The sequence below is a fragment of the Variovorax sp. JS1663 genome, from assembly GCF_002157355.1.
In the GTDB taxonomy this organism is placed as follows: Bacteria; Pseudomonadota; Gammaproteobacteria; order Burkholderiales; family Burkholderiaceae_C; genus Variovorax.
On sequence record NZ_LYMK01000013.1, the window covers coordinates 30078 to 53894 of the forward strand.

Genomic DNA, 23817 nt, shown 5'->3' on the forward strand with positions numbered 1-23817 from the left:
TCGGCGCACTACAGCAGCCCCATGAACTCCGCCAGGTTCAGCGGCTTGAGCAGGTGGTGGTCGAAGCCCGCCGCCGCGATGCGCTCGCGGTAGCCCTGCTGGCCCCAGCCCGTGAGCGCGAACAGCTTCATCGCCGCGCCATCACGCCTCGCCCGCAGACGGCGCGCCAGCTCGCAGCCGTCCATGCCGGGCATGCCGATGTCGAGCACGGCGATCTCCACCCGCTGCGCGCTCGCCAGCCGCAGCGCCTCCTCGCCGCCATAGGCCACCAGCACCGTCGCGCCCATGGTGCGCAGCAGCTCGGCCAGGCTGTCGGCGGCGTCGCGGTTGTCGTCGACCACCAGCACCGTGGCCTCGATCACCGGGGCCCAGCCGTCCTGCGACAGCGCACGCCGCGGGCCGGCCGGGGCTGCACCGTTCCTCGACAGCGGCAGCCGCACCGTGAAGGTGGCGCCGCGGCCCATGCCCTCGCTCGCGGCCTCGACCGTGCCGCCGTGCAGCTCGACCAGGCTCCTCACCAGCGTCAGGCCGATGCCCAGCCCGCCCTGCGCCTCCTTGGCGGTTCCGCTGACCTGCACGAACATGTCGAAGATGGACTTCAACATCCCCGGCGCCAGGCCGGCGCCGGTGTCGCTCACCTCCACCACCGCCTGCCGCTGCTGCTGCTGCGCCACCACTTTCACCCGCCCGCCCGCCGGCGTGTACTTCGCCGCGTTGTTCAGGAGGTTGGAGAAGACCTGCGTCAGCCGCACCGCATCGCCGCGCACCACCAGCGGCTCGCCCGAGACTTCGAGCTCCAGCGCATGGCCGGCCCGCTCCATCGCGGGGCGGCTGAGCTCGATGGCGTCGTCGATCACCGCGTCCAGCCGCACCGGCGCCAGGTGCAGCTCGATCTTGCCGCGCGTGATGCGCGAGACCTCCATCAGATCGTTCACCAGGCGCACCATGTGCTCCACCTGGCGGCTCATCAGCTCGTAGTACTTGACGGCCTCCTCCGGCACCGGCTGCTTGCGCGCCAGCAGCGACAGCGCCGTGCTCAGCGGGGCCAGCGGATTGCGCAGCTCGTGCGCGAGCGTGGCGAGGAACTCGGTCTTGCGCTGGTCGGCATCGCGCAGGCCCGCGAGCAGCGTGCGCATCTCGTACTGCCGGCGGCGCGCGCGCAAGGCCGTGCGCACCGCGCTCACCAGCGCGGCCACGCGCATCGGCCGCTCGATCACCGTGACGTTGGCGACCTCGTCCATCGCCGTGGCGACGGCGCGCGAGTCGGCTCCCTGCCGGGCCAACACGATCACCGGCATGTCGGACCAGGGCTCCTGCGCGGCCAGCGCGCCGGCCAGCTCGGCCATGGAGGCGCGGTCCATCACCTCCTCCGCCAGCAGGATCGCGCCCGCGCCACGCCCGAGCTCGCGCGCGAGCGCGGCCATGTCCACGCAGGTGCAGGCAACGAACTGCGCGCGCTCGAGGACGGCAGCGGCGACCGTGGCGTCCCTGGACGTCGCCGACCGCAGCAGGATGCGCTGCTCCAGTTCCGATGGCCCGGCACTCACGATGGTGGCCGCACTCCGTCGACCGGCACCGGAACACCCGTGAGGATGCCCCGGAAGTGGCGCAGCGGCTCCCCGATCCGGATGCCCTCGCGGCCCAGCGAGAAGGAGCGGATGGTGCGCTCGTGCGCGCCGCCGCGCTTCTTGAGCACCGAGATCGCCTGCCGCACCTCGCCGTCGACCTCGTAGTAGCGAAGCAGCACCACCGAGTCGGCGAGGTAGCTGGCATCGACCGGCGTCTGCATGTGCATGCCGATCAGCCCATGCTGCGCGCCCACCAGCATGGTGGCCACGCCGCACTGCCCCAGGTAGGTCAGCAGCTCGTGCAGCTGGATGATGAGGAAGCGCTCGTCCGGCATGGCATGCAGGTAGCCGTTGAGGCTGTCGATCACCACCACCGACGCGTGGTGCCCGCCGACCTGCTCGCGGATCTCGTCGATGAATTCGCCGGGCGACAGCTCCGCCGGGTCGATCTGCCGGACGTGCAGGCGACCGGACTCGATGAAGGGCCCCAGGTCCATGCCCATCCCCTCGCAGCGGGTGCGCAGCGTGCTCACGCTCTCGTCGAAGATGAAGAGCGCCGCGCGCTCGCCGCGCCGCGCCGCCGCGAGCGCGAACTGCACCGCCACCGTGGACTTGCCGGTGCCCGGCGCGCCAACGAACAGCGTGCTGGTGCCTTTCTCGATGCCCCCGCCGAGCAGATCGTCGAGCGGCGCCAGGCCGCTGGGAATGCGCGTCTGCAACAGGGGCGGCGTGTGCTCCGAGGCCACCAGCCGCGGGTACACCTGCAGGCCGCCGCGCACGATCTTGTAGTCGTGGTAGCCGCCGCGGAACTCCTGGCCGCGGTACTTGGTGACCACCACGCGGCGCCGCGACGCGCCGTAGTCCGGGTGCAGCTGCTCCAGCCGGATCACGGCATGGGCGATGCTCTGCACCTGCAGGTCCTGGTCGGTGGCGGTGAGATCGTCCAGCAGCAGCACCGTGCACAGCCGGCCGGTGAAGAACTGCTTGAGCGCCAGGATCTGCCGCCGGTAGCGCAGCGAGCCACCGGCCAGCAGGCGCAGCTCCGAGAGCGAATCGAACACCACGCGGCTGGGCTTGATCCTCTCGACATCGGCCAGCATGCGCAGCGTGGTCTCGCCGAGCTCGACCTCGGAGGGGTGGAACATCGTGTACTGATCGTCCGGCGCCAGCGCGTCCTGCGCGGGCAGCATCTCGCGCACCTCGATGCCGTCCAGGCTCCAGCCGTGCGACGCAGCCACCCCGCGCAGCTCGTCCGCCGTTTCGGACAGGGTGACGTACAGCACCGATTCGCCCTGCGCCGCGCCCTCGCGCAGGTACTGCATCGCCACCGTGGTCTTGCCCGCGCCCGGTGCGCCTTCCAGCAGATACAAGCGGTGCGCCGTGAGGCCGCCGCCGAGCACGTCGTCGAGGCCAGGGACGCCCATCCTCAACAAGCCGGGCTTCTGGTCGTCGCGGCCGCCCGCGGCCGGGAAGCTTGCATTCATGTCCGTGGTTCCCTCAAAAACTGTTCATCGAAGAGCAGCCGGGTCTCAATCTACCGTCCGGGGGGCCGCTGGCTTGTAGGGGGCGACCCCGACTTGCGTGCCCGCCTTTCTCGTCTTCCCGGGGGATGACACCCCCCGGCGCGGTCGGGCCCAATGCACCCGTGCGGCCACCCTCGGCCGCCTGTCAGGGAGCACGTCATGAAGCCATCTTCCGCTGTCACCAGCCTCGCCCTCGCCTGCGCACTGCTGGCCGCCTGCCAGCCGCAGCCGGGCATCCTCTACACCACCAACGGCGCCGACTTCGACACCATGAGCCTCACCGACGCCGAGGGCGACTGCGAGGGCCGCGGCCGCGTGGCCTACCTCACCTGGTGGGGCCAGCGGGCCCAGCAGGGCTGCTGGATGCGCGAGCGCGGCGAGATCGTCGGGCGCTTTCCCGGCGCGCAAGAGCGGCGCGTGCCCGTGGGCGAGTTCCAGCGGACCGAGCTGGCCGCGTACCGGGGCGAGACGCTCGACTGAATCCGGTTTTTCCGGCCGGAGGGCCGTACCATCGGCGTTTCGCTCCGGGCCTGGCGGCCCGCAACGATCCGTGACGACCAAGCCCTCCTCCCGCCACGCCGCCCCGCATGAACAGGCGCCCGCGAGGCGCCACTCCTCGCTGCGTGCCGTGCTGGCCCGGCTCGCCCCGCGCAACATCGAGACCCTGCGCTCGCTGGTCGCACCGCTGCTGGCGGGACTGGGCGTGGTGCTGTCGCTGCTGCTCTTCGCGCTGGTGGCCAGCGAGGTCTTCGAGGGCGACACCCGCGGCCTCGACACCCTGCTGCTGCAGGCGGCCCAGCGCTACCGCGTGGCGCATCCGCGCTTCGGCGAGGTCATGCGCGACTTGAGCGGGCTGGGCAGCACCGTGGTGCTGAGCCTGCTCGTGATCGCCGCCATGGTCTACCTCGCGCTGCTGTCGGCGCGCCGCACCGCGCTGCTGGTGGCCGCCTCCATCGTGAGCGGCGCCGCGCTGATCCACCTGCTGCTCAAGCCCGCCTTCGGGCGCCTGCGCCCCGACCTCGCCTTCGCCGACCACGCAGCCTGGGGCATGAGCTTCCCGAGCGGGCACGCCAGCATGTCGGCGATCGTCTTCCTCACCCTGGGCGCACTGGTCGCCGACACCCGCAGCCGCTGGGCCGAGCGCGTCTTCATCCTGTCGATGGCGGCCGCGGCAGCCTTCCTGGTGGGCGTGAGCCGCGTGGCGCTGGGCGTGCACTGGGCCACCGACGTGCTGGCCGGCTGGGCGCTGGGCGCGGCATGGGCCACCGGCTGGCTGCTGGTGGCGCACCGGGTGATGCGCGCCGAGATGACGGATGCGGGGGAAGGCCGGCGGCGCCCGTAGCCGCGGCGCGGGGCGGCCCTGGCGGGGCGCGCGTGTTGCGGCCTTTTCCGACAGGCAGGCCACCCGATGTCGGGCATCCTTCATCGGTTTTGCTCGCTCCACCCCACTTCATGCCCACGACCACCGCGATCGATCCCGACGAGTTCCAGCGCCTCTTGAGCCGCAACCTCAAGCTGCCGCTGGCCGGCGGGCTGGTGGGGGCGGTGGTCTTCGTCGGGCTGATCCTCTACCTGCTCTCGGTGATCGGCTGGGTCGAGCATTCGGACCGCGTCACCCGCAGCGCGGCCGAGGTCCAGCGCCGCAGCATCGACATGGAAACCGGCATGCGCGGCTTCCTCATCACCGGCGACGACAGCTTCCTCGAGCCGTATGACAGCGCGCTCCCGCGCATCGGCAACGACCTCGGCGGCCTGCGATCGCTGGTCGCCGGCAACCCGGCCCAGGTGGCGCGGGTCGAGCGCATCTCCACGCTGCAGGCCACCTGGAACGACTTCGCGCGCGGGATGATCGCCCTGCGCCGTGCCGGCGGCGACTACCAGCAGGCGGTCCGGCTGGGCCGCGGCAAGCGCCTGACCGACGAGATGCGCGCCGAGTACGAGGCCTTCGCCACCGCAGAGCAGGCGCTGCGCGCCGAGCGCAGCCGGGAGTCCAACCGCACCGCCCTGTGGATCGTGGTGGTGTTCGTCTTCTTCACCCTGCTCACCACCGGCCTGCTCGGCTATTTCGGCCGCCGGCAGCTGATGCGGCTGTCGGAAGGCTATGACGTGGTGCTCAAGGAGCAGGCCGAGTACGCCCAGACCCTGCAGCAGCAGGCCTGGCTGCGCGACGCCCGCACCGAGCTGGCGGCCGAGCTGGTCGGCGAGCTGGGCGCGCAGGTGCTGGGCGCCAAGGTGCTGGCCTTCTTCGCGCGGCACGTCGGCAGCGCGGTCGGCGCCCTGTACCTGCGCGAGCGCGACGGCGCACTGCGCCGGGTGGCGAGCTACGGCTTCTCGAAGGAGGCGGACGCCACGCCGCAGGTGCTCGGCCCCCAGGAAGGCCTGGTCGCCCAGGCCGCCGCAGAGAAGCGCATGCTGCTGGTCGAGCCCGTGCAGTCCGACTACCTGCGGATCAACTCCGGCCTGGGCGAGATGGCGCCAGCGGCGGCCGTGCTGCTGCCCCTGACCCATGACGGCATCGTCAACGGCGTGGTCGAACTCGGCCTGATGCGCGCCCCCGACGAACGCACCCGTGAGCTGCTGGCCCAGTCGGCAGGCAACGTGGGCAGCGCCATCGCCTCCGTGCGCTACCGCGAGCAGCTGCAGCAGGCCCTGGCCGAGACGCAGCAGCTCAACGAGGAACTGCAGGTGCAGCAGGAGGAGCTGCGCACCGCCAACGAGGAGCTGGAAGAGCAGTCGCGCGCGCTGCGCGCGTCCCAGCTCTCGCTGGAGAACCAGCAGGCCGAGCTGGAGCAGACCAACAGCCAGCTCTCCGAGCGCACCGAGGCGCTGGACCTGCGCAACGCGGCGCTGCGGCACGCGCAGCACGAGCTGGAGGAGCGCGCCGGGGAGCTGCAGCGTGCCAGCCGCTACAAGTCCGAGTTCCTCGCCAACATGTCGCACGAGCTGCGCACGCCGCTCAACAGCGCGCTGATCCTGGCGCGACTGCTGGCGGACAACGCGCCCGGCACGCTGAACGACGAGCAGGTGAAGTACGCCGAGTCCATCTATTCCTCCGGCAACGACCTGTTGATGCTGATCAGCGACATCCTCGACATCTCCAAGGTCGAGGCCGGCAAGCTGGAGGTGGTGCCCGAGCCGGTGTCGGTTGCGCGGCTGGCGCAGGGGCTGGAGTCCGCCTTCACCCCGCTGGCGGCGCAGAAGGACCTCGCCTTCCGGCTCGAGCTCGCGCCGGACCTGCCGGCCGTCATCGTCACCGACCGTCAGCGCGCCGAGCAGATCCTGAAGAACCTGCTGTCGAACGCGCTCAAGTTCACCGAGCGCGGCGAGGTGCGGCTGACGCTCTCGCCCGCGCCCGGCGGCGGCGTGCGCTTCGCGGTCACCGACTCGGGCATCGGCATCCCGGCCGAGCAGCAGGCGCTGATCTTCGAGGCTTTCCGCCAGGCCGATGGCACCACCAGCCGGCGCTACGGCGGCACCGGGCTGGGCCTGTCGATCTCGCGCGACCTGACGCAGCTGCTCGGCGGCACGCTGACCGTGCAGAGCGCGCCGGGCCAGGGCAGCACCTTCACGCTGGAATTGCCGGCCGAGGCGCCACAGGCGAAGGCCGCGGCGCAGCCGCCCGCGGCCCTGGTCGCGCCCCCGCCGGCCCGCGCCGCCGAAGCACCCGCGCCCGCCGCGCTCCCCGCCTTCGCCGACGACCGCGCCCTGCCGCGCGACCAGGCCCGGCGCGTGCTCGTGATCGAGGACGAGCCGCAGTTCGCGCACATCCTCTACGACCTGGCCCACGAACTCGGCTACCGCTGCCTGGTGGCCCAGGGCGCAGCCGAGGGCTACAGCATGGCGGCCCGGTTCCAGCCCGACGCCATCCTGCTCGACATGCGCCTGCCCGACAGCCCGGGCCTGTCGCTGCTGCAGCGGCTCAAGGACGATCCGCAGACCCGCCACATCCCGGTGCACGTGGTCTCGGCCCAAGACAACACCGAGGCCGCGCTGCACATGGGCGCCATCGGCTATGCCCTCAAGCCGGCCACGCGCGAGCAGCTCAAGCAGGTCTTCCTGAAGTTCGAGGACCGGCTCGCCAAGAAGGTCAAGGCCGTGCTGCTGGTGGAGGACGACGCGCTCCAGCGCGAGAGCGTGGTGCGCCTGATCGGCGACGACGACATCGCCATCACCGCCGTCGAGACCGGCGGCGAGGCGCTGGAGCTGTTGAAGCGCCAGGTCTACGACTGCATGATCACCGACCTGCGCCTGCCCGACATGCAGGGCGGCGAGCTGCTCAAGCGCATGGCGACCGAGGAGATCGTGTCCTTCCCGCCCGTCATCGTCTACACCGGCCGCAACCTCACCCGCGACGAGGAGGCCGAGCTCATGCGCTACTCGCGCTCCATCATCATCAAAGGCGCGCGCTCGCCGGAGCGGCTGCTGGACGAGGTCACGCTGTTCCTGCACAAGGTGGAGTCCGATCTCTCCAGCGAGCGCCGCAACATGCTGCGCGCCGCGCGCGGGCGCGACCGCGTGTTCGAGGGCCGGCGCATCCTGCTGGTGGACGACGACGTGCGCAACATCTTCGCCCTGACCAGCGCGCTGGAGCAGCGCGGCGCCCGGGTCGAGGTGGGCCGCAACGGCCGCGAGGCCCTGGAGAAGCTCGACCAGGTGCCCGACATCGACCTCGTTCTGATGGACGTCATGATGCCGGAGATGGACGGCCTGGAGGCCACCCGCCGCCTGCGCCGCGACCCGCGCTTCGAGAAGCTGCCCGTGATCGCCGTCACCGCCAAGGCCATGAAGGACGACCAGGAGCAATGCCTCGCCGCCGGCGCCAGCGACTACCTGGCCAAGCCGGTGGACCTGGACCGGCTGTTCTCGCTGATCCGCGTGTGGATGCCGCGCATGGAGCGCCTGTGAGTGCCGCACGGCCGCCCGAAGGCGAAGGTACTTCAATGAGTGCCACCCCGCCGCCGATGCAGCCGCCCAGTGACAGCGACATCGAGCTGCGCCTGCTGATGGAGGCGATCTACCTCAAGTACAGCTACGACTTCCGCGACTACACCGGCTCCTCGCAGAAGCGGCGCGTGCTGCATGCCCTGCGCCAGCTCGGCCTGCCCACCATCTCGGCCCTGCAGGAGCGCGTGCTGCGCGAGCCGCAGCTCTTCAGCCAGCTCCTGCAGTTCCTCACCATCCCGGTCAGCGAGATGTTCCGCGACCCGGCCTACTTCCTCGCCCTGCGCCACCAGGTCGTGCCCCTGCTGCATACCTACCCCACCATCAAGGTCTGGATCGCGGGCTGCAGCACCGGCGAGGAGGTGTTCTCGCTGGCCATCCTGCTGCGCGAGGAGGGGCTGCTGTCGCGCACCCAGATCTATGCCACCGACATCAACCCCGTCTCGCTGGAGAAGGCACGGCAGGGCATCTTTCCGCTGGAATCGGTGCGGCGCTACACCGCCAACTACCAGCGTGCCGGCGGCACGCGCGCCTTCTCCGACTACTACACCGCCGCCTACGAGGCAGCCCGCTTCGACCTTTCGCTGTGCGCCGACGTCATCTTTGCCGACCACAGCCTGGCCACCGACAGCGTGTTCGCCGAGACGCAGCTCGTCTCCTGCCGCAACGTCCTGATCTACTTCAACCGGCAGCTGCAGGACCGGGCGCTCGGCCTCTTCCACGAGTCGCTGTGCCACCGCGGCTTCCTCGGCCTGGGCAACAAGGAGAGCATCGACTTCTCCGCCTATGCCGGCCGCTTCGACGTGCTCTCGCGCGCCGAGCGCATCTTCCGCAAGGCCACATGAAGCGCGACGCCGGTCCCCGCATCCGCCGCGTCGACGCCGCGGTCATCGGCGCCTCCGCCGGCGGCGTCGAGGCACTGGGCCTGCTCTTCGCGGAATTGCCGGCGCAATGGCGCCTGCCGCTGGTCGTGGTGCTCCACCTGCCCGAGGCGCACGAGAGCCGCCTGCCCGAGGTGTTCAGCCAGCGGCTGCCCTTCGCCGTGCGCGAGGCGCAGGACAAGGCGCCGGTGGCGCCCGCCTGCCTCTATTTCGCGCCGCCGGGCTACCACCTTTCCATCGAGCGCGACCGCAGCTTCTCGCTCAGCTGCGAGCCGCCGGTGCTGTTCTCGCGCCCATCCATCGACGTGCTGATGAGCTCCGCCGCCGACGCCTACGGCCCGGCCCTGGCCGGCCTGCTGCTCACCGGCGCCAACGAGGACGGTGCCGAGGGACTGCACGACATCCACCGCGCCGGCGGCCTCAGCGCCGTGCAGGACCCGGCCGAGGCCCAGGTTCCCACCATGCCCGAGGCCGCCATCGCCCGCCACGCACCCGACTTCGTTCTTCCCCTGCGCGAGCTTCGCGCCCTGCTGCTGAAACTGGATGCCGCCCACCACCATGCCCCATGAAGTCCTGAGCAAGCTGCTGCTGGTCGACGACCTGCCCGAGAACCTCTTCGCGCTGGAAGCCCTGGTGCGCGGCGAGGGGCGGCAGGTCTTCCAGGCCGGCTCCGCCGAACAGGCCTTGGGGCTGCTGCTCGAGCACGAGTTCGCGCTCGCCCTCATCGACGTGCAGATGCCCGGCATGAACGGCTTCGAGCTGGCCGAGATGATGCGCGGCACCGAGCGCACCCGGCACATTCCCCTCATCTTCGTCAGCGCCGCCGGGCGCGAGATGAACTACGCCTTCAAGGGCTACGAGAGCGGTGCCGTCGACTTCCTGCAAAAGCCGCTGGACACCCTTGCCGTGCGCAGCAAGGTCAGCGTCTTCGTCGACCTGTACCGCCACCGCAAGGCCCTCGACCGCGAGGTGGAGGCCCTGGCCGCCGCGCACCGCCAGCAGGAAGACCTGGTGCAGGAGCTGCGCAGCGCGCAGGCCGAGCTGGAGCGCGCCGTACGCATGCGCGACGACTTCATGTCCATGGTCTCGCACGAACTGCGCACGCCGCTGCACACGCTCTACCTGGAGGCCCAGGTCCGCAAGCTGCACCTGGACCGCGGCAACCTCGCCACCTTCGCCCCCGACCGCCTGGCGGCCATGGTCGCGCGCGACCAGCACCAGATCCGCAACATGGTGCGCCTGATCGACGACATGCTCGACGTCACGCGCCTGCGCCGCGGCGCCCTGTCGATCCAGCTCAAACCCGCCGACCTGGCCGACCTGGCCCGCCGCGTCGTCGACGGCATGGCGCAACAGGCGGAGGCGGCCAACGCCCAGATCAGCCTGCACGTGCTGCCGGGCGAGGACGCGCACATCGAGGGCGTGTGGGATGCCTTCCGCATCGAGCAGGTGCTGACCAACCTGCTGACCAACGCCATGCGCTACGGCGGGGGTGGGCTGATCGAGGTGAGCGTGGAGGCGCGTGAAGGCGTGGCCGAGCTCAGCGTGCGCGACCGCGGCCCCGGCATCGCGCCGGAGGACCACGAGCGCATCTTCGAGCAGTTCGAGCGCAGCGCCGATGGGCGGCAGCACGCGGCAGGGCTGGGACTCGGGCTGTTCATCACGCGCGAGATCGTGCGGCGGCACGGCGGGGATGTGACGGTGGAAAGTGCGCTTGGCGAGGGGGCGCTGTTCCGGGTGCGTCTGCCGCTGGCGCCGCCGCGCGCGGCGGCCTCCATATAGCACCCCCGTGTGCTGCGGGCAGCCTGGTGTCCTGCCCCGTTGATTCGTCCGCATGGGCGGGTGATCCTTTCAAGGATCGGCGTGGCATGCGGAACCCTTTCGTTCTGGCAAGCAGGGTCGAAGTCCAACTACCGCCAGACCCCGAGGGTCTCCAGCTGCTGCCGTGAAGTCAAGGCGGCCCAGCTGGTGGCGCCGGACGCCGGTGCCATGGAGGCCATGGCGTTGATGCGCCCGTCACGCCCGGCCACGGTGTCCTGGATGAGGAGGACGGGCGCTGCGCCTGCGCCGGGGAGTTGGTGGCTCAGTTGGTAGTCGCCGAGGGCGCCGCGCAGATGGACGAGGTCCAGGCCCTGCCCTCCGTCCAGGGTGTCTTCTCCGCCACCGAAGGCGAGCGTGGGGAATTCGTGTCGACGGCGCGATCTGCGTTGCGGCCAACGACGCAAGCCACAAGCACCCGAAGGCACTAGCGCGGCGGCGTCTCCGCCTTGGCACTGCGCACGCCCGCGATCTGGCCGCGGACGACCTTCCAGAAGTTCCGGCTGTCGTCGAGCAGCCGCCATGCGTTGGAGCGATGCGCGAGCACGCCCACCTCGGGCAGCGCCTCGCGCAGGTTCTTCAGCCCGAGCAGCTTCGTGTACTTGCGCACGGTCGCCGGGCTGTGGATCAGCAGGATGACGCGCCAGCCGTAGTGGCGGCCGATCATGAGCATGCCGATGGCGCTCTCGAGATCGTTGAGCTCACCCTGGAAGCCGTCGATCGCGCGGTCTACCAAGGAAATGATCTGATCGTCGGTCATCGCCACGAAAGGCCTCCTGCTTGGGCGCCGGATGTTAACGCACGGGGATGGCAGCGATGGCCGCGCGACGGAGCGATTCCTCAGGCGGCGGGGCGGCCATCGCGGGCTGCGCGCTTGCGGCCGTTGACCATGGCGCCGACCAGGTTCTCGCGGTGGCGCCACGGTCGAGGTTGAAGCTGTCGCGGTCGTACCGCGAAGGGTCGCGCATGCCGTCGATCAGCTTCTCGGTGATCACGTTGATCGACTGGGGGATGTCGCGGATGTCCTGCGTGCCCTTGCCGATGTTGGTCTTGCGGGTCTGCAGCTGGTCCTTGCCGCACCTCCGCCTCGCCGGCGGCTCGGCGTGGACCGTCGGCCGAAGCAGAATTCGGTCGCGCGGATTTTCAAAGCCCGCACAATGCTTTCCCCATGTTCCAGGCTTTACTGATCGTCGGCCGGGAGTCCGTCGAACTCCTGCTTGTCTGCCTCGCCTTGCGCGAATGGGCATTCCACGCTGAACGGCCAGCGCTGGTGCGATGGATCGCCGCCGGCGTGCCCGTGGGCCTGGCCGCGGCGGCCGCGGTGATCGCGATGCTTCCGCCATCGGGCATGAACGAATGGGTCGACATCGCGCTGACCTGCGGCTTCGGGCTCTCGATCGCCCTGCTCTCCTGCGGGACCATGGCATCCATGTCAGGCATCGGCGACCACGTCGCCGCGCGCTTCGACGCCTTCTTCGCACGCCGCGCCGCGGCCCTGCCGGTGTTCTTGTTCGTGGCGTTCAGCGCCCTGCGCGAGGCACTCGAAAGCTTCCTGCTGCTGCGCTTCGTCGCGGCCAACCACGGCACGGAGGCAGCGGCATGGGGCATCGTCCTCGGCCTGGTGGCCTGCGCGCTGCTCGCGGCCGCCTGGGGCACGCTCGAGGGGAACCGCCGCACCCACATCGTCTTCCGGCTGAGCGCCGTGCTGCTCTTCGTGCTCGGCGTGCAGATGGTGCTCGAGGCGCTGGCCGAAGCGCTGATGCGCGGCGTGGCGGGTGGCGCGCTCACGCAGGTCGGCCGCGCGCTGTCGCCCTACCTCGAGAACGGCGACCGCCAGTGGGTGCTGTGCGCGGCGCTTGCCGTGATACCCCTGGCGGTCTGGATGCGCGCCTGGTGGCGCCGCGCCCGCGTCTGAGCCGGTGCACAGAATCCACGCGCCAACTAAGCCGACTGCGTCGCCTCCTTCACCCCCTTCAAGGCCGACAGGATGCCGGCAGGCTGCGCGACCACGATCGCTTCCGCCAGGCCGATCAGCGATGCGAAGACGCCGAGTGCCTTCCGGATCTGCTGCACCTTGGCGATCTTGGCGTTCGCCTCCTCGATGGCCGCCTCGAGCTCGCTCTGCGCGCCCTTCACGCCTTCGATCGACTTGCTGATCGCCTTCAGAAGAATGCTCGTCACCGCGTCCCGCATGAGGTTCTCGCGCAGGATGCTCAGCGAGAACTCGCCGGAGGTGATGGTGGGCGGGCTCGCATCCATCGCGGCCCGCCTGGCGGCCGCCATCTCGTCGGCGGAGGCGGACAGCATCTGCGCCGCCGCCTGGAGCTTCGCGCTTTCATCGAGCATCGCGTTCTTGGTGGTCATGATGTGGCCTCCTGGAGCTTCTTGAGATTGCCGAGGACGGCGTGGATGTCCGCCGCCAGCTGCTGCAGTCGCGCGCTGGTCTGCTCATTCGTCAGCCGATCGATGTTCTTGCGCATCTCCGCATGCCCGGCCTGCACCGACATGGCGCCCGCCGCGGCCGCCTTCGCCGAGGCGACGGCCTTCTGCTGCTCTTCGGCCGATGCCGCATTGCTTCTCATGACCACGACGCGCTCGGCCTCCCGGCGCAATCGCGCGGTGTTCATCTGGTCCTCGTAGCGCCGGCGTTCGTCGGCACCCAGATTGGCCGGCGGCGGCTGCTCGGGGCCGAGGTCGCGCCTGAATCCGCCCTCGTAGTACTCGTTGAAGGACACCATCTTCTTCTGGTCCTCCTGGAGGATCCTGACCATCGCGTTCGACACGTCCACCAGCGAGCCGAGCATGACGTCCATCGAATCGCCGTACTTGCCGACCATCGCCTTGACCTCGCGTTCCTGGATGGCTTCGGCGATCCAGTCCGCCACCTTGCTCGCGATGCCCGCATAGGCATCGACGGCTTCCTTCTTGATGCCGAAGGTGTCGGACGCCGTCAGCGCGCCCTGCACCTTGCTGATGCCGCTCGACACGCTGAAGGCCTTGTCGCCCGCCAGGCCGGCCAAGGCGCCCATGTAGCCGGCGACGACGTCGTGGATGCGCACGATCGAGTCCTGGTGCCTGGCGCGTTCGTCGACCGCCGCCTTCAGGTTGTCGCGCGCCGGCGAGAAGTCTCCGCTGGCGGGCGCTTCCCTGAGGAGCCGGTGCGGGTTGGACACCATGAAGCTCGTGGTGTCGGTGTAGCCCGCCAGGTCGGAGGACTGCTTCGTGAAGTCGCGGACCGCCGCGAGGTTGGTGCACGCCGCGAGTGCGGCAACGCAGAACAACGAGGAGGCCGCTCGGAAGATCCTGCTGATGCTTTGCATGTTTTCCCCTGATGTCGTGTGAATGTGGATAGCCGGCAGCCTGGGTTCTACGCCTGGGCCGATCGTGGCGCCTCCCCTCACCGGTGGACGGTCTCGCGCAGCGGCAGCCCGCCTTCGCAATCCACTACATTCCCACCCCAACGCACGCAACACGCCAGGAGCCAGGAATGCAAGCTGTATCGATTCACGTCGTCGACGTCGCCAACGGCGTCGTGGCGACCGGCATGAAGGTCGAGATCCTGCGCAGGGAGCCCATTGAACGCGGCCGGCCGGAGCGCTGGGCGTCGATGGTCACCGGCACCGTCGGGCGCAACGGCGTGGTCGACGGCATCGAGGGGCACGCGCAGGCCTTCGACCTCGGCGTCTACGAGATGCGGCTGCACGTGGGCGACTACTACCGTGCCCGCGGGCAGACGCTCCCCGAGCCGGCCTTCATGGAAGTCCAGTGCTTTCGCTTCGGCGTCGCCGACCCCTCGCAGCACTACCACCTGCCGGTGAAGCTCACGCCCTGGGGACTTTCCTGCTTCCGCGGCGCCGCGTAAGGCGCGTGCTGCCAACAGGCCCCAGCAGATGTCGACCCATTGCGCCTTGGCCAGCTCGGCCCGCGGCGCATTGCTCGTCGCGAATCCTTCCGTGCGCCGGTAACAAAGCGTTCGCCTTCCAGATCGGTTTCACGAGGCAGCGGCACGTGCGGCGCCGTCATCGTCTGATACGAGTCTTGACGTCCCGGCAGTCCGTTGGCCCGACACTGGGTCCGATGCTCCGATTTTTTCGACCCAAGGGCGCTGCCGGCAAAGGCGAAACACGCCCCGATCTCCCCGATGTCAGCCAGCCGGTGCCGCTCACGCATCACGAGGATGTGGAAGACGGCAGCGGCCTGACCGTTGTCGAACTCTCCGAGATGGAGGCGCGCGCCATGTGTGCCCGAGAAGACATACCCATCTTCTGGCGCAGGCCGGGAGAACACAAGCGCAAGGCCTGACGGCGCGCCCTGGATGCCCACACGGGGCTACACGGGGCTGGACATTGGTCGAACGGAGCCACCCGTGATCGACATCCTCGAGCGCTTTGTTCGATGCTTCGAGCGTCATCCCATGGTCTTCGCGATTCAGATTCACGAAGGATGCCGAGGACCTCGAGGCCGATCGTGTTGCGGATCAGGTGATCATGGGAGCTGCCCGGCCTGCGATGACGCCGACCATCACGAAGCTGCAACGACAGGCAGACCACGCCGACCGGGGCGGGATGGCTGCGCCCGCAAGCGTGGAGCGCACGCTGCGGTCCGCGGGTTCGCCATTGCCCGCTGTTCTTCGTTCCGTGATGGAGCAAGGCTTCGGCGTCGATTTTTCCGGCGTGCGAGTGCACTCCGATTCGAACGCAGCCCGCTCCGCGCAGGACGTCCATGCGAACGCCTACACGGTCGGCCATCACGTGGCGTTTGCGCCTGGCCGCTGCGTGCCGGACACGGTGCGTGGGCAGAGGCTGCTCGCTCACGAATTGACGCATGTCGTTCAACAGCGGCATGCGGATTCCGGCGCTTCCCTTGCCATTCAGCGCCAACCTGCGCAAGCCGAGCCGGCCGGGCAGGCCAGGCAGGCGAGTGAAGAAGAAGACAGTCTCACGGGTCGCGCCACGCGACGCATCGCTGGTCGATCACTTCCTCGAAGCGCCGCCGCCGGAACTGGGCGAGCAGGCCGGCGAAATCCTCGGAACGGTTCTGATCGAGATGGTCCTGTTGTTGTTCACGGAAGGCATCGGCAATCTCATCACCAAGCTCGGCGAGTTCGCTCGCGCTCTGCGACCCCTCTCGCGAGGCGTGCGGGCCTGAACCGGCGTTGCCGCGGAAATCGGGCGCATCGTGACCCGGATCGAACACGTGATCGGCAGGAGGCCGATGCCGCCAGACGCGCGCTTCGCCGCGCGAATCCGGGCCCGTCCCGTTGGCAGAACCATCACCTGGTGCCGCTCGAGTTGCGCGAGCACGCCGCCGTCTATGAACACGAGAGATTGATCGTGGGCATCGAGAACCCGCGGGCCACGGCCGACATTCCGCGGCGTTGGATGAATTCACGCACCAACAGCCTGCCCATGCCCGCCTCGCCCACAGCACCCGGCGCCGCCGGCCTCACGATTCATCGGGGGTCGCATGCCCAATACACAGGCTGGATGGAAACCAGGCTCGACGGGCTGTGGAGCAGCTACCGCCGCGGCGGCATGACCGTCGAGCAATTCGGGCGCGCGTTCGAACAGATCGTCGGAGAAGCCGAGATCATGCTGGCTTCGGGGCGATGGGGCCCGAGCGTCAACTGAGGGCGGGTGCACATCCGCGCCGGGACTTCCAACAGTCTCCTCGAGGTCAAACCGTCATCGGGTTCGCCTTGGAAGGATCAAGGCCGTACTTGTCGATCGCCGCCTTCACCAGTCGACGGTCCAGCACGCCCTCGTCGGCCAGCGCGTTGAGCGCGGCGAGCGTCACCCAGAAACGGTCGACCTCGAAGAAGTGCCGCAGCGCCGCGCGGGTGTCCGAGCGTCCGTAGCCGTCCGTGCCGAGCACCACGAAGCGGCGGGGAACGAAGGGATGGATCTGGTTGACCAGCGCGCGGATGTAGTCGGTCGCGGCGATCACCGGCCCCGGCGCGTCGTCCAGCAGCTTCGTGACGTGAGGCACCCGCTGCGCTTCGGCGGGGTGCAGCATGTTGTGGCGCTGCGCCGCCTGGGCCTCGCGCGCGAGCTGGGTGAAGCTGGGCACGCTCCACAGGTCGGCGGCGACGCCCCAGTCCTGCTTCAGCAGTTCGGCCGCGGCGATCACCTCGTTGAAGATCGTGCCGGCACCCAGGAGTTGCACGCGCGGCATGCCTGCCTGCGCATCCGCCTTCCGGAAGGCGTACATCCCCTTCACGATGTCCGACGCCACCGTCTCGCCCGGCGGCATCGGCGGGTGCGCGTAGTTCTCGTTCATCACGGTCAGGTAGTAGTAGATGTCCTCCTGGTCGGTCAGCATGCGGCGCAGGCCGTCCTGGATGATCACGGCCAGTTCGTAGTTGAACGTCGGGTCGTAGCTGATGCAGTTCGGCACGGCCGCGGCCGCGAGGAGCGAATGGCCGTCTTCGTGCTGCAGGCCCTCGCCGTTGATGGTGGTCCGGCCGGAGATCCCGCCCAGCAGGAAGCCCCTGGAGCGCATGTCGCCCGCTGCCCAGGCCAGATCGCCGATGCGCTGGAACCCGAACATCGAATAGAAGATGAAGAAGGGCAACATCGGCTCGCCGTGCGTGGAATACGAGGTCGCCGCGGCGATCCAGTCGCACATGCCGCCGGCTTCGCTGATCCCTTCTTCCAGGAACTGGCCGCTTTCCGATTCCTTGTAGAACATCAGCTGCCTGGCGTCTTCGGGCACGTACTTCTGCCCGTCCTGGCTCCAGATGCCGATCTGGCGGAAGAGCCCTTCCATGCCGAAGGTGCGGGATTCGTCCGGCACGATCGGCACGACGCGCTGCCCGAGCACCGGGTCCTTCAGCAGGATGCCGAGGATGCGCACGAAGGCCATCGTGGTCGACATGGTCCTGCCCTCGCCGGTCCCCTTGAGCATGGGCTCGAAGGCCTGCAGCGCCGGAACGGGCAGCGATTGCGCCTTCTGCCGCCGCGACGGCAGGTAGCCGCCGAGCTCGCTGCGGCGTGCGCGCATGTATTCGAGCTCCCTGGAGCCTTCCTCGAAGGCGAGGTAGGGCACGTCGGCAAGCTGATCGTCGGCAATGGGCAGGCTGAACTGGTCGCGGAAGGTCTTCAGCTGTTCGAGCTCCATCTTCTTCTGCTGGTGGTTCGCATTCGAAGCCTGGCCGGGCTCGCCCATGCCGTAGCCCTTGATGGTCTTGGCGAGGATCACCGTCGGCCGGCCCTTCGCGTTCTGCGCCCGCGAATAGGCAGCGTAGACCTTCTGCGGGTCGTGCCCGCCGCGGTCGAGGTTCCAGATGTCGGCATCGGACCAGTCGGCCACCAGCGCCTTCAACTCCGGCGTGTTGAAAAAATGCTCCCGCACATACGCCCCGGATTCCGCCTTGTAGGTCTGGTATTCGCCGTCGACCACTTCCATCATGCGGCGCATCAGCGCGCCCGAATGGTCGCGCGCGAAGAGCGGTTCCCAGCGGCTGCCCCAGATCACCTTGATCACGTCCCAGCCGGCGCCGCGGAACTCCGATTCCAGTTCCTGGATGATCTTTCCGTTGCCGCGCACGGGACCGTCCAGCCGCTGCAGGTTGCAGTTGATCACGAAGACCAGGTTGTCGAGGCGCTCGCGCCCCGCCATGCCGAGCGCGCCGCGGGACTCGGGCTCGTCCATCTCGCCGTCGCCGAGGAAGAACCAGACCTTGCGGCCCTCGGTCTTCGCGATGCCGCGCGACTGCAGGTACTTCATGAAGCGCGCCTGGTAGATCGACATGATCGCGCCAAGCCCCATCGACACGGTCGCGAACTGCCAGAAGTCCGGCATCAGCCAGGGATGCGGATAGGACGAGATGCCGTTGCCGCCGACTTCCTGCCGGTAGTTGTCCAGCTGCGGCGCGCTCAGCCGGCCAAGCAGGAAGGCCCGCGCATAGATGCCGGTCGCGGCGTGGCCCTGCACGTACAGGAGGTCGCCGCCATGTTGTTCGGACGGCGCGCGCCAGAAATGGTTGAAGCCCACGTCATACAAGGTCGCGGCCGAGGCGAAGGACGCGATGTGCCCGCCGACGTTGGTTTCCCTGGCCGCGCGCAGGACCATCGCCGCCGCGTTCCAGCGGGTGTAGGCACGGATGCGATGCTCCAGGGCCTGGTCGCCCGGCAGCCGCGGCTGGTCGCCGGCCGGAATGGTGTTGATGTAGGGCGTCGTCGCGGAGAAAGGCAGATGTTCGCCGTGCATGCGCGCGAACGCGATCTGCTTCTCGATCAGGTAGTGGGCCCGCTCGCGCCCCACGTTCGAGATGACGCCGTGGAGCGCGTCGAGCCACTCGGCCGTCTCCTGCGGGTCGTGGTCGTCCGGGTCGGCCGCGTACCTGAATACTTCGCTGGGTATTGCAGACATGCTCAGCTCCTGTGCAGGTGCTCACCGGCTCGGCAGGGTCCATCCGGGCCGCACGAAGTGGCAGCTGTAACCGCCCGGATGCTTCACCAGGTAGTCCTGGTGTTCGGGCTCGGCCTCCCAGAACTCGCCGGCGGCGCTCACCTCGGTCACGGCCTTGCCCGGCCAGATGCCCGAGGCGTCGACGTCGGCGATGGTGTCCTCCGCGATCCGCCTCTGCTCGTCCGTCGTGAAGAAGATGGCGGACCGGTAGCTCGATCCGACGTCGTTGCCCTGGCGATCGCGCGTGCTCGGATCGTGGATCTGGAAGAAGAACTCCAGGATGCTCCGGTAGCTGATGCGGGACGGGTCGAAGATGACCTCGACCGCCTCGGCATGCGTGCCGTGGTTCCGGTACGTGGCGTTGCGCGTGGTGCCGCCGGTGTAGCCCACCCTCGTCGACAGCACGCCGGGGTACTTGCGCAGAAGATCCTGGACGCCCCAGAAGCAGCCGCCGGCAAGCAATGCACGTTCTTCAGCCATTGGGATCCTCCACCTGGGGCAGGTAGGCCCCGTAGCCGCTGGCCTCCATGTCATCGCGATGGATGAATCGCAGGGCGGCCGAGTTGATGCAGTAGCGCAGGCCGCCGAGGTCGCGGGGGCCATCAGGGAACACGTGCCCGAGATGGCTGTCACCGTGAACCGATCGCACCTCGGTCCGGACCATGCCGAAGGACGTGTCGCGCAGCTCGTTCACATGGGCCGGTTCGATGGGCTTGGTGAAACTGGGCCAGCCGGAGCCGGAGTCGAACTTGTCCGTGGATGCGAACAGCGGTTCGCCTGAAACCACGTCCACATAGATGCCGGGTTCCTCGTTGTGCAAAAGCTCTCCGGTACCCGCGATCTCGGTACCGCCTTGCTGCGTGACGCGATACTGCTCCGGCGAGAGCCTGTTGACCGCATCGGCGTCCTTGCTGAACTTCGACATGTCGATTTCCTCTTCTGGGTTGTCGAAAAGCTCACGTCGGCTCAGCGAGCCGGGAGCACGGCCTCGGGGCCTTTGTTCTTGACGAAGACCACGAGGAACTTGGCCGGCATCGTGCTGCTCGCATTGCGCGACACGGTATGAACATCCCCCGGTCCTTCATAGAAGGTCTGGCCGCCCGTCAGGGTCACCTCCTTGCCGCCCTTCAACCCCATCACGACGGCCCCTTCGAGGACGTAGACGAACACGTGGGCATCGTGCCGATGGACGGGATCGGCACCACCGGGCGGGTACTCGACCGTGATGGCCAGCAGTTCCTTTCCGGGAAGGTCACCCAGTTCCTTCGTCAGCAAGGTCGTCAGGGCGGGGCCGGGTGCGGCATGGGCGGCTTGTCCAACCAAAGCGGCGAAGGTCAAGGCCATGAGCATTCCGAGACAGCTCAGGAGTTTTGTCCGCAAGGTTTGCGCACAGACAGATGGGGGCATGAAGTTCTCCTGGGATCAAAGACGTCATCCTCCCGGGTCTTGAGGCAGGCGGCATCGGCCGGTGGTCCACCTCGCGGTTCGTACTGAAGTCGGCTCCCGGATCACCACCGGGTCGCGTGCATGCGATGGTATGGACGAGACCATCGTGCAATGGCCTCGGGCAGCGGGATCTGCTTCGATGTAGGCCTCCTTCCAGAATTGGGAGACCTCGATGACAACGCTTGCCCAGGAGCTGTTCTATCAGCGCGTTCGCCAGTACTGGCGCACGGCCATGACCGAATGCGTGACCGAGTACCGCCGGGTATGTCCGGTCCAGTTTCCACGATAGCCCCGGACACACGCGCAGCGCGCACCCTTCGGTCTCGCGAACGGGATGGCGCGGGCCGGCGCGGCCTCGGCCATTTCCGGATCGATGCCGTCGCGTCGCCGATCGGATCAGCGCAAGGAGCGAAACGCGGCGCGGATCTCCGCGCTGAACAGCTGCGGCTCTTCCCAGGCGGCAAAGTGCCCGCCCTTCTCCACGCGGTTGTAGTAGATGAGGTTGCGGTAGGCACGCTGCGCCCAGCTTCTGGGCGGCTTGTACACCTCACCGGGGAAGATCGTCACGGCGGCCGGTACCGAGACTGCGGCAGGCTCGGAGGCGCTCATGCTTTCCCAGTAGATCCGCGCTCCGGACGTCCCGGTGTTCGTCAGCCAGTAGAGCGTGATGTCGTCCAGCATCTGGTCGCGCGAAAGCGAACGCTCCGGCTCTCCACGGGCGAAGACCCAGTCGGCGAACTTGTCATAGAACCAGGCCGCCATCGCGACGGGCGAGTCGGCCAGGGCATAGCCGATGGTTTGCGGACGCGTCCCCATGATCGCGGCGTATCCGAAACCGTTCTTCTGAAAGTCTCGAATCTCGTCGAACACCAGGCGTTCCTCGGCACTCAATCCCGCCGGTGCTGGCGCCCCGGCAGTCAGAGCCTTTGCCACCTCGGGTGGGACAGTCGTCGCGCGCTCGATTCTGTTGACGTGGATGCCGAGCAATCCGGAGGGCGCCTGACGAGCCATGGCATCCGTGATGATGGCACCCCAGTCGCCGCCTTGTGACACATAGCGCTGGTAGCCGAGCCGCTTCATGAGCACGTCCCACGCTCGCCCGATGCGATCGGGGTTCCAGCTGGAGACCGTGGGTTTTTCCGAGAAGCCATAGCCGGGTAACGAGGGCAGCACCAGATGGAAGGCGTCGCCGGCGTGGCCTCCGTGCGCCGTCGGATCGGTGAGCGGAGCGATGACCTCGAGCAACTCGAAGACGGACCCTGGCCAGCCATGCGTCATGACCAGCGGCAATGCGTTCGGGTGCCGGGAGCGGACATGGATGAAGTGGATGGCCAGGCCGTCGATGTCCGTCACGAACTGCGGATGGGCGTTGAGCTTCGCTTCGGCTCGCCGCCAGTCGTAGTCGCTCCCCCAGTAGCGCACGAGCGCCTGGAGCGTCGCGAGCTGAACGCCCTGGGAGCGGTCGTTCACGGTCTCCCTGTCAGGCCATCGCGTCTGGGACAAGCGGCGGCGCAGGTCCTCCAGCGCCGCCTCCGGAACATGGACGCGGTAGGGCCGGACAGTTCCGTCCGCAGAGACCGCCCTCGTCATCGGGGCGAACGCCGCAAGGACGCCCGTTGCCGCTGCCTGGAGCATCAGCGCCCGGCGCGACGTTGGGCGGGGCGGCAAGGTGTTGCGTACAGTCATGGTGAACTCACTGGGCCCGCGCGAGGAGCGGTTTCGTTTTCCAGATCAGGCGCCCTGCAGCGCGAACTCGTGCGCGCCGCCATGCGAGAACCGTGCGGCCGTCTCCTTGAGCACGTCGTTCTCCAGCAGGCCGCGGGCAGCCGCGATCAGGGCCGCGTCGGTACGCGAGCTCGCGCCGAGCTTCGCCATGGTCGCGCTCATGTGCGACTTGACCGTGCCCACTTCGATCCCGAGCTGCCGCGCGATGGCCTTGTTCGGCCGCCCGGCTGCGGCAAGGCTCAGCACTTCGATTTCGCGCGAGCTGAGCGTCGCCCGCGTGAGGCTGTCGGCAATCCTGCGGGCGACGTCCAGGCTCATGTAGCGCAGGCCGTTGGCGACGGCGGCCACGCCGTCGACCAGTTCGTTCAGCGCGCCGCCGACCAGCAGATAGCCGTGCACCCCTGCCTCGATGGCGCGGCGGATATCCGCCTCGCGGTCGTTGCTCGTGAACGCGAGAATCCGCGCTTCGCCGATGACGCCATGCGGTTGTCGCCCCGCGGGCTTCGTGAGTTGCATCGCATTGCCGTAGTCGGTGATCACGACGTCCATCCGGGGGCCCGACGGCCCCAGGTTGTCCACGCCATGCACGAAGACCTCGAACGTGGAATGCGGCCGCAGGGCCGCCACGAGACCGGCAGACAGGATCGGGTCCGGCTGCATGACCAGGACATTCGAGCGGCACAGGGCACAGTGATTCATGCGTTTCTCCTGGCGAATGTGGTGGGCGCGAGAGGCGCTGCGAGCGACACCGCGAGTTCACATCAGCCAGAACGATTGCTCCATTGCACGTTGGTACCGGCTATACCAAAGTAGCAAGGCTCGGGACGCATGCGACGGCGCGCCGAACCCCGTCGCCGGCAGAGCGAGGGAGGCCTACCGGGTCCCGAGCGCGGCAGTCAGGGCATCCAGAAGTGCCGTGTCACTGAAAGGCTTGAACAGGCACTCCACCGCACCTTGCGCGATCAACAGCGTACGCAAGGTCGGATCGGTCTGCGCGGTGATGAAGACGACGGGGGTGCCGACATGTCGCCGCTTCAGCTCGAGGTGCAGCTCCGGCCCGGTCATGCCCGGCATCGCCACATCCACGACCAGGCAGGCTGCCTGGGGAAGCAGGTCGGACGCGAGGAGTTCCTTCGCCGACGCGAACGCCTGCGATGCAAAGCCGAGCTCCCGGATCAGGTCGGGCAACGCCTCGCGCAGCGACTCGTCGTCGTCGACGACGCAAACGAGTGGCCGTTTCAAGTCCGCGGGGACCGTCATGGTGAAGCCCTGATCGTGGCTTGATCCCGGCCGATGCACGAAGCCGCGACCCGATGTGAATGCATGAGACAAAGAGTGAACCACTTCGAGGGTCGCGTAAACAATACCTTGGTATCGGTGGGGCAGGCTTCGATCGGGAGCCCCGATCAGCGCAACATCACGATCCCTCATGGCAGCCCCGCCTCGAGCAGGGAGAACGCTTGATGCGCCGGTGCGAGGGCGGAGAAAATCCGGGCGGAAAGA

General features: G+C 68.6%; 24 protein-coding genes and 2 pseudogenes. 12 read left to right on the top strand and 14 right to left on the bottom strand.

Annotation, left to right across the window (positions count from 1 at the left end):
* Positions 1–8: 8 nt before the first annotated feature.
* Together A8M77_RS13035 and A8M77_RS13040 are read right to left on the bottom strand one after the other, a co-directional pair.
* Positions 9–1547 (bottom strand): hybrid sensor histidine kinase/response regulator, encoded by a 1539-nt coding sequence (locus A8M77_RS13035; RefSeq protein ID WP_086921930.1) that lies wholly within the window; start codon positions 1545–1547, stop codon positions 9–11.
* Entirely contained in the window at positions 1544–3052 is a 1509-nt protein-coding gene (locus A8M77_RS13040) for an ATPase domain-containing protein (RefSeq protein WP_238136806.1), read from the bottom strand. Before A8M77_RS13040 ends, A8M77_RS13035 begins: the two co-directional genes overlap by 4 nt.
* Before the next feature lie 198 nt (positions 3053–3250).
* On the opposite strand from A8M77_RS13040, the gene A8M77_RS13045 reads away from it, so the two are divergent.
* From A8M77_RS13045 to A8M77_RS13070, 6 genes are all read left to right on the top strand, one after another.
* Positions 3251–3571, top strand: coding sequence for a hypothetical protein (locus A8M77_RS13045; protein ID WP_086921931.1), 321 nt, complete (start codon positions 3251–3253; stop codon positions 3569–3571).
* 70 nt (positions 3572–3641) lie between these two features.
* Complete coding sequence (locus A8M77_RS13050; RefSeq protein ID WP_202820624.1) at positions 3642–4433, top strand: phosphatase PAP2 family protein; 792 nt, start codon at positions 3642–3644, stop codon at positions 4431–4433.
* 110 nt (positions 4434–4543) lie between these two features.
* Positions 4544–7996, top strand: coding sequence for a response regulator (locus A8M77_RS13055; RefSeq protein ID WP_086921932.1), 3453 nt, complete (start codon positions 4544–4546; stop codon positions 7994–7996).
* Positions 7997–8031: 35 nt separating this feature from the next.
* A complete protein-coding gene (locus A8M77_RS13060; protein ID WP_202820625.1) occupies positions 8032–8877 on the top strand; it encodes a CheR family methyltransferase in 846 nt (281 codons plus the stop codon).
* The gene (locus A8M77_RS13065; protein ID WP_086921934.1) at positions 8874–9482 is read left to right on the top strand and encodes a chemotaxis protein CheB; all 609 of its coding nucleotides are present in this window, start codon (positions 8874–8876) and stop codon (positions 9480–9482) included. Before A8M77_RS13060 ends, A8M77_RS13065 begins: the two co-directional genes overlap by 4 nt.
* A complete protein-coding gene (locus A8M77_RS13070) occupies positions 9472–10695 on the top strand; it encodes a hybrid sensor histidine kinase/response regulator (protein ID WP_086922030.1) in 1224 nt (407 codons plus the stop codon). Before A8M77_RS13065 ends, A8M77_RS13070 begins: the two co-directional genes overlap by 11 nt.
* A gap of 128 nt (positions 10696–10823) precedes the next feature.
* Here the strand turns inward: A8M77_RS13070 and A8M77_RS13075 are convergent, their stop codons facing one another.
* The 3 genes from A8M77_RS13075 to A8M77_RS36435 are packed head-to-tail and all read right to left on the bottom strand — an operon-like array spanning position 10824 to position 11726.
* Positions 10824–11138 carry a hypothetical protein gene (locus A8M77_RS13075; RefSeq protein WP_086921935.1) on the bottom strand — a complete coding sequence of 105 codons (315 nt, stop codon included), beginning with the start codon at positions 11136–11138 and terminating at the stop codon, positions 10824–10826.
* A gap of 20 nt (positions 11139–11158) precedes the next feature.
* The gene (locus A8M77_RS13080) at positions 11159–11491 is read right to left on the bottom strand and encodes a hypothetical protein (RefSeq protein ID WP_086921936.1); all 333 of its coding nucleotides are present in this window, start codon (positions 11489–11491) and stop codon (positions 11159–11161) included.
* A 34-nt stretch (positions 11492–11525) separates the two neighbouring features.
* Positions 11526–11726 carry a hypothetical protein gene (locus A8M77_RS36435; RefSeq protein ID WP_192871603.1) on the bottom strand — a complete coding sequence of 67 codons (201 nt, stop codon included), beginning with the start codon at positions 11724–11726 and terminating at the stop codon, positions 11526–11528.
* Between the two features lie 173 nt (positions 11727–11899).
* Here A8M77_RS36435 and A8M77_RS13090 point away from each other — a divergent pair, with 173 nt between their 5' ends.
* Positions 11900–12646: a hypothetical protein gene (locus tag A8M77_RS13090; RefSeq protein ID WP_192871604.1), complete on the top strand. Its 747-nt coding sequence runs from the start codon at positions 11900–11902 to the stop codon at positions 12644–12646.
* A 26-nt stretch (positions 12647–12672) separates the two neighbouring features.
* Here the strand turns inward: A8M77_RS13090 and A8M77_RS13095 are convergent, their stop codons facing one another.
* Positions 12673–13095, bottom strand: a complete 423-nt coding sequence (locus A8M77_RS13095; protein WP_086921939.1) for a hypothetical protein — start codon at positions 13093–13095, stop codon at positions 12673–12675.
* Positions 13092–14051, bottom strand: a complete 960-nt coding sequence (locus A8M77_RS13100) for a hypothetical protein (RefSeq protein WP_143694591.1) — start codon at positions 14049–14051, stop codon at positions 13092–13094. Before A8M77_RS13100 ends, A8M77_RS13095 begins: the two co-directional genes overlap by 4 nt.
* A gap of 167 nt (positions 14052–14218) precedes the next feature.
* Between A8M77_RS13100 and A8M77_RS13105 the strand changes: the two genes are divergently transcribed.
* From A8M77_RS13105 to A8M77_RS36810, 5 genes and pseudogenes are all read left to right on the top strand, one after another.
* Positions 14219–14593, top strand: a complete 375-nt coding sequence (locus A8M77_RS13105; protein ID WP_086921941.1) for a hydroxyisourate hydrolase — start codon at positions 14219–14221, stop codon at positions 14591–14593.
* A 215-nt stretch (positions 14594–14808) separates the two neighbouring features.
* Complete coding sequence (locus A8M77_RS35180) at positions 14809–15033, top strand: hypothetical protein (protein WP_143694592.1); 225 nt, start codon at positions 14809–14811, stop codon at positions 15031–15033.
* A 338-nt stretch (positions 15034–15371) separates the two neighbouring features.
* Positions 15372–15515: pseudogene (locus A8M77_RS37430) on the top strand (eCIS core domain-containing protein); the annotation flags it as partial.
* 40 nt (positions 15516–15555) lie between these two features.
* The gene (locus A8M77_RS36805) at positions 15556–15879 is read left to right on the top strand and encodes a hypothetical protein (RefSeq protein WP_238136807.1); all 324 of its coding nucleotides are present in this window, start codon (positions 15556–15558) and stop codon (positions 15877–15879) included.
* A 110-nt stretch (positions 15880–15989) separates the two neighbouring features.
* A pseudogene (locus A8M77_RS36810) lies at positions 15990–16361 on the top strand (AHH domain-containing protein); the annotation flags it as partial.
* A 46-nt stretch (positions 16362–16407) separates the two neighbouring features.
* On the opposite strand, the gene aceE reads toward A8M77_RS36810, so the two are convergent.
* The 7 genes from aceE to A8M77_RS13145 form a co-directional block, all read right to left on the bottom strand.
* Positions 16408–19104, bottom strand: coding sequence for a pyruvate dehydrogenase (acetyl-transferring), homodimeric type (gene aceE / locus A8M77_RS13115; protein WP_086921943.1), 2697 nt, complete (start codon positions 19102–19104; stop codon positions 16408–16410).
* Positions 19105–19125: 21 nt separating this feature from the next.
* Positions 19126–19623 (bottom strand): peptide-methionine (S)-S-oxide reductase MsrA, encoded by a 498-nt coding sequence (gene msrA / locus A8M77_RS13120; RefSeq protein WP_086921944.1) that lies wholly within the window; start codon positions 19621–19623, stop codon positions 19126–19128.
* Positions 19616–20068, bottom strand: coding sequence for a peptide-methionine (R)-S-oxide reductase MsrB (msrB, locus tag A8M77_RS13125; RefSeq protein ID WP_086921945.1), 453 nt, complete (start codon positions 20066–20068; stop codon positions 19616–19618). The genes msrA and msrB overlap by 8 nt, the downstream gene beginning before the upstream one ends.
* A gap of 41 nt (positions 20069–20109) precedes the next feature.
* A complete protein-coding gene (locus A8M77_RS13130; protein WP_238136809.1) occupies positions 20110–20487 on the bottom strand; it encodes a cupin domain-containing protein in 378 nt (125 codons plus the stop codon).
* Positions 20488–20985: 498 nt separating this feature from the next.
* Complete coding sequence (locus A8M77_RS13135) at positions 20986–22275, bottom strand: epoxide hydrolase family protein (protein WP_086921947.1); 1290 nt, start codon at positions 22273–22275, stop codon at positions 20986–20988.
* 45 nt (positions 22276–22320) lie between these two features.
* On the bottom strand, positions 22321–23013 hold the full coding sequence (locus A8M77_RS13140; protein ID WP_086921948.1) for a response regulator transcription factor: 693 nt from the start codon (positions 23011–23013) through the stop codon (positions 22321–22323).
* A gap of 174 nt (positions 23014–23187) precedes the next feature.
* Positions 23188–23745 carry a response regulator transcription factor gene (locus A8M77_RS13145; RefSeq protein WP_238136810.1) on the bottom strand — a complete coding sequence of 186 codons (558 nt, stop codon included), beginning with the start codon at positions 23743–23745 and terminating at the stop codon, positions 23188–23190.
* Positions 23746–23817 lie beyond the last annotated feature (72 nt).

Bases quoted from the DNA above. Each gene is read 5' to 3' on its own strand.
- A8M77_RS13040 (WP_238136806.1), bottom strand. From the start codon at position 3,052: ATGAATGCAAGCTTCCCGGCCGCGGGCGGCCGCGACGACCAGAAGCCC.
- A8M77_RS13045 (WP_086921931.1), top strand. From the start codon at position 3,251: ATGAAGCCATCTTCCGCTGTCACCAGCCTCGCCCTCGCCTGCGCACTG.
- A8M77_RS13055 (WP_086921932.1), top strand. From the start codon at position 4,544: ATGCCCACGACCACCGCGATCGATCCCGACGAGTTCCAGCGCCTCTTG.
- A8M77_RS13060 (WP_202820625.1), top strand. From the start codon at position 8,032: ATGAGTGCCACCCCGCCGCCGATGCAGCCGCCCAGTGACAGCGACATC.
- A8M77_RS13065 (WP_086921934.1), top strand. From the start codon at position 8,874: ATGAAGCGCGACGCCGGTCCCCGCATCCGCCGCGTCGACGCCGCGGTC.
- A8M77_RS13070 (WP_086922030.1), top strand. From the start codon at position 9,472: ATGCCCCATGAAGTCCTGAGCAAGCTGCTGCTGGTCGACGACCTGCCC.
- A8M77_RS13080 (WP_086921936.1), bottom strand. From the start codon at position 11,491: ATGACCGACGATCAGATCATTTCCTTGGTAGACCGCGCGATCGACGGC.
- A8M77_RS13090 (WP_192871604.1), top strand. From the start codon at position 11,900: ATGTTCCAGGCTTTACTGATCGTCGGCCGGGAGTCCGTCGAACTCCTG.
- A8M77_RS13095 (WP_086921939.1), bottom strand. From the start codon at position 13,095: ATGACCACCAAGAACGCGATGCTCGATGAAAGCGCGAAGCTCCAGGCG.
- A8M77_RS13100 (WP_143694591.1), bottom strand. From the start codon at position 14,051: ATGCAAAGCATCAGCAGGATCTTCCGAGCGGCCTCCTCGTTGTTCTGC.
- A8M77_RS13105 (WP_086921941.1), top strand. From the start codon at position 14,219: ATGCAAGCTGTATCGATTCACGTCGTCGACGTCGCCAACGGCGTCGTG.
- A8M77_RS35180 (WP_143694592.1), top strand. From the start codon at position 14,809: ATGCTCCGATTTTTTCGACCCAAGGGCGCTGCCGGCAAAGGCGAAACA.
- A8M77_RS36805 (WP_238136807.1), top strand. From the start codon at position 15,556: ATGTCGTTCAACAGCGGCATGCGGATTCCGGCGCTTCCCTTGCCATTC.
- aceE (WP_086921943.1), bottom strand. From the start codon at position 19,104: ATGTCTGCAATACCCAGCGAAGTATTCAGGTACGCGGCCGACCCGGAC.
- msrA (WP_086921944.1), bottom strand. From the start codon at position 19,623: ATGGCTGAAGAACGTGCATTGCTTGCCGGCGGCTGCTTCTGGGGCGTC.
- msrB (WP_086921945.1), bottom strand. From the start codon at position 20,068: ATGTCGAAGTTCAGCAAGGACGCCGATGCGGTCAACAGGCTCTCGCCG.
- A8M77_RS13130 (WP_238136809.1), bottom strand. From the start codon at position 20,487: ATGGCCTTGACCTTCGCCGCTTTGGTTGGACAAGCCGCCCATGCCGCA.
- A8M77_RS13135 (WP_086921947.1), bottom strand. From the start codon at position 22,275: ATGACTGTACGCAACACCTTGCCGCCCCGCCCAACGTCGCGCCGGGCG.
- A8M77_RS13140 (WP_086921948.1), bottom strand. From the start codon at position 23,013: ATGAATCACTGTGCCCTGTGCCGCTCGAATGTCCTGGTCATGCAGCCG.
- A8M77_RS13145 (WP_238136810.1), bottom strand. From the start codon at position 23,745: ATGAGGGATCGTGATGTTGCGCTGATCGGGGCTCCCGATCGAAGCCTG.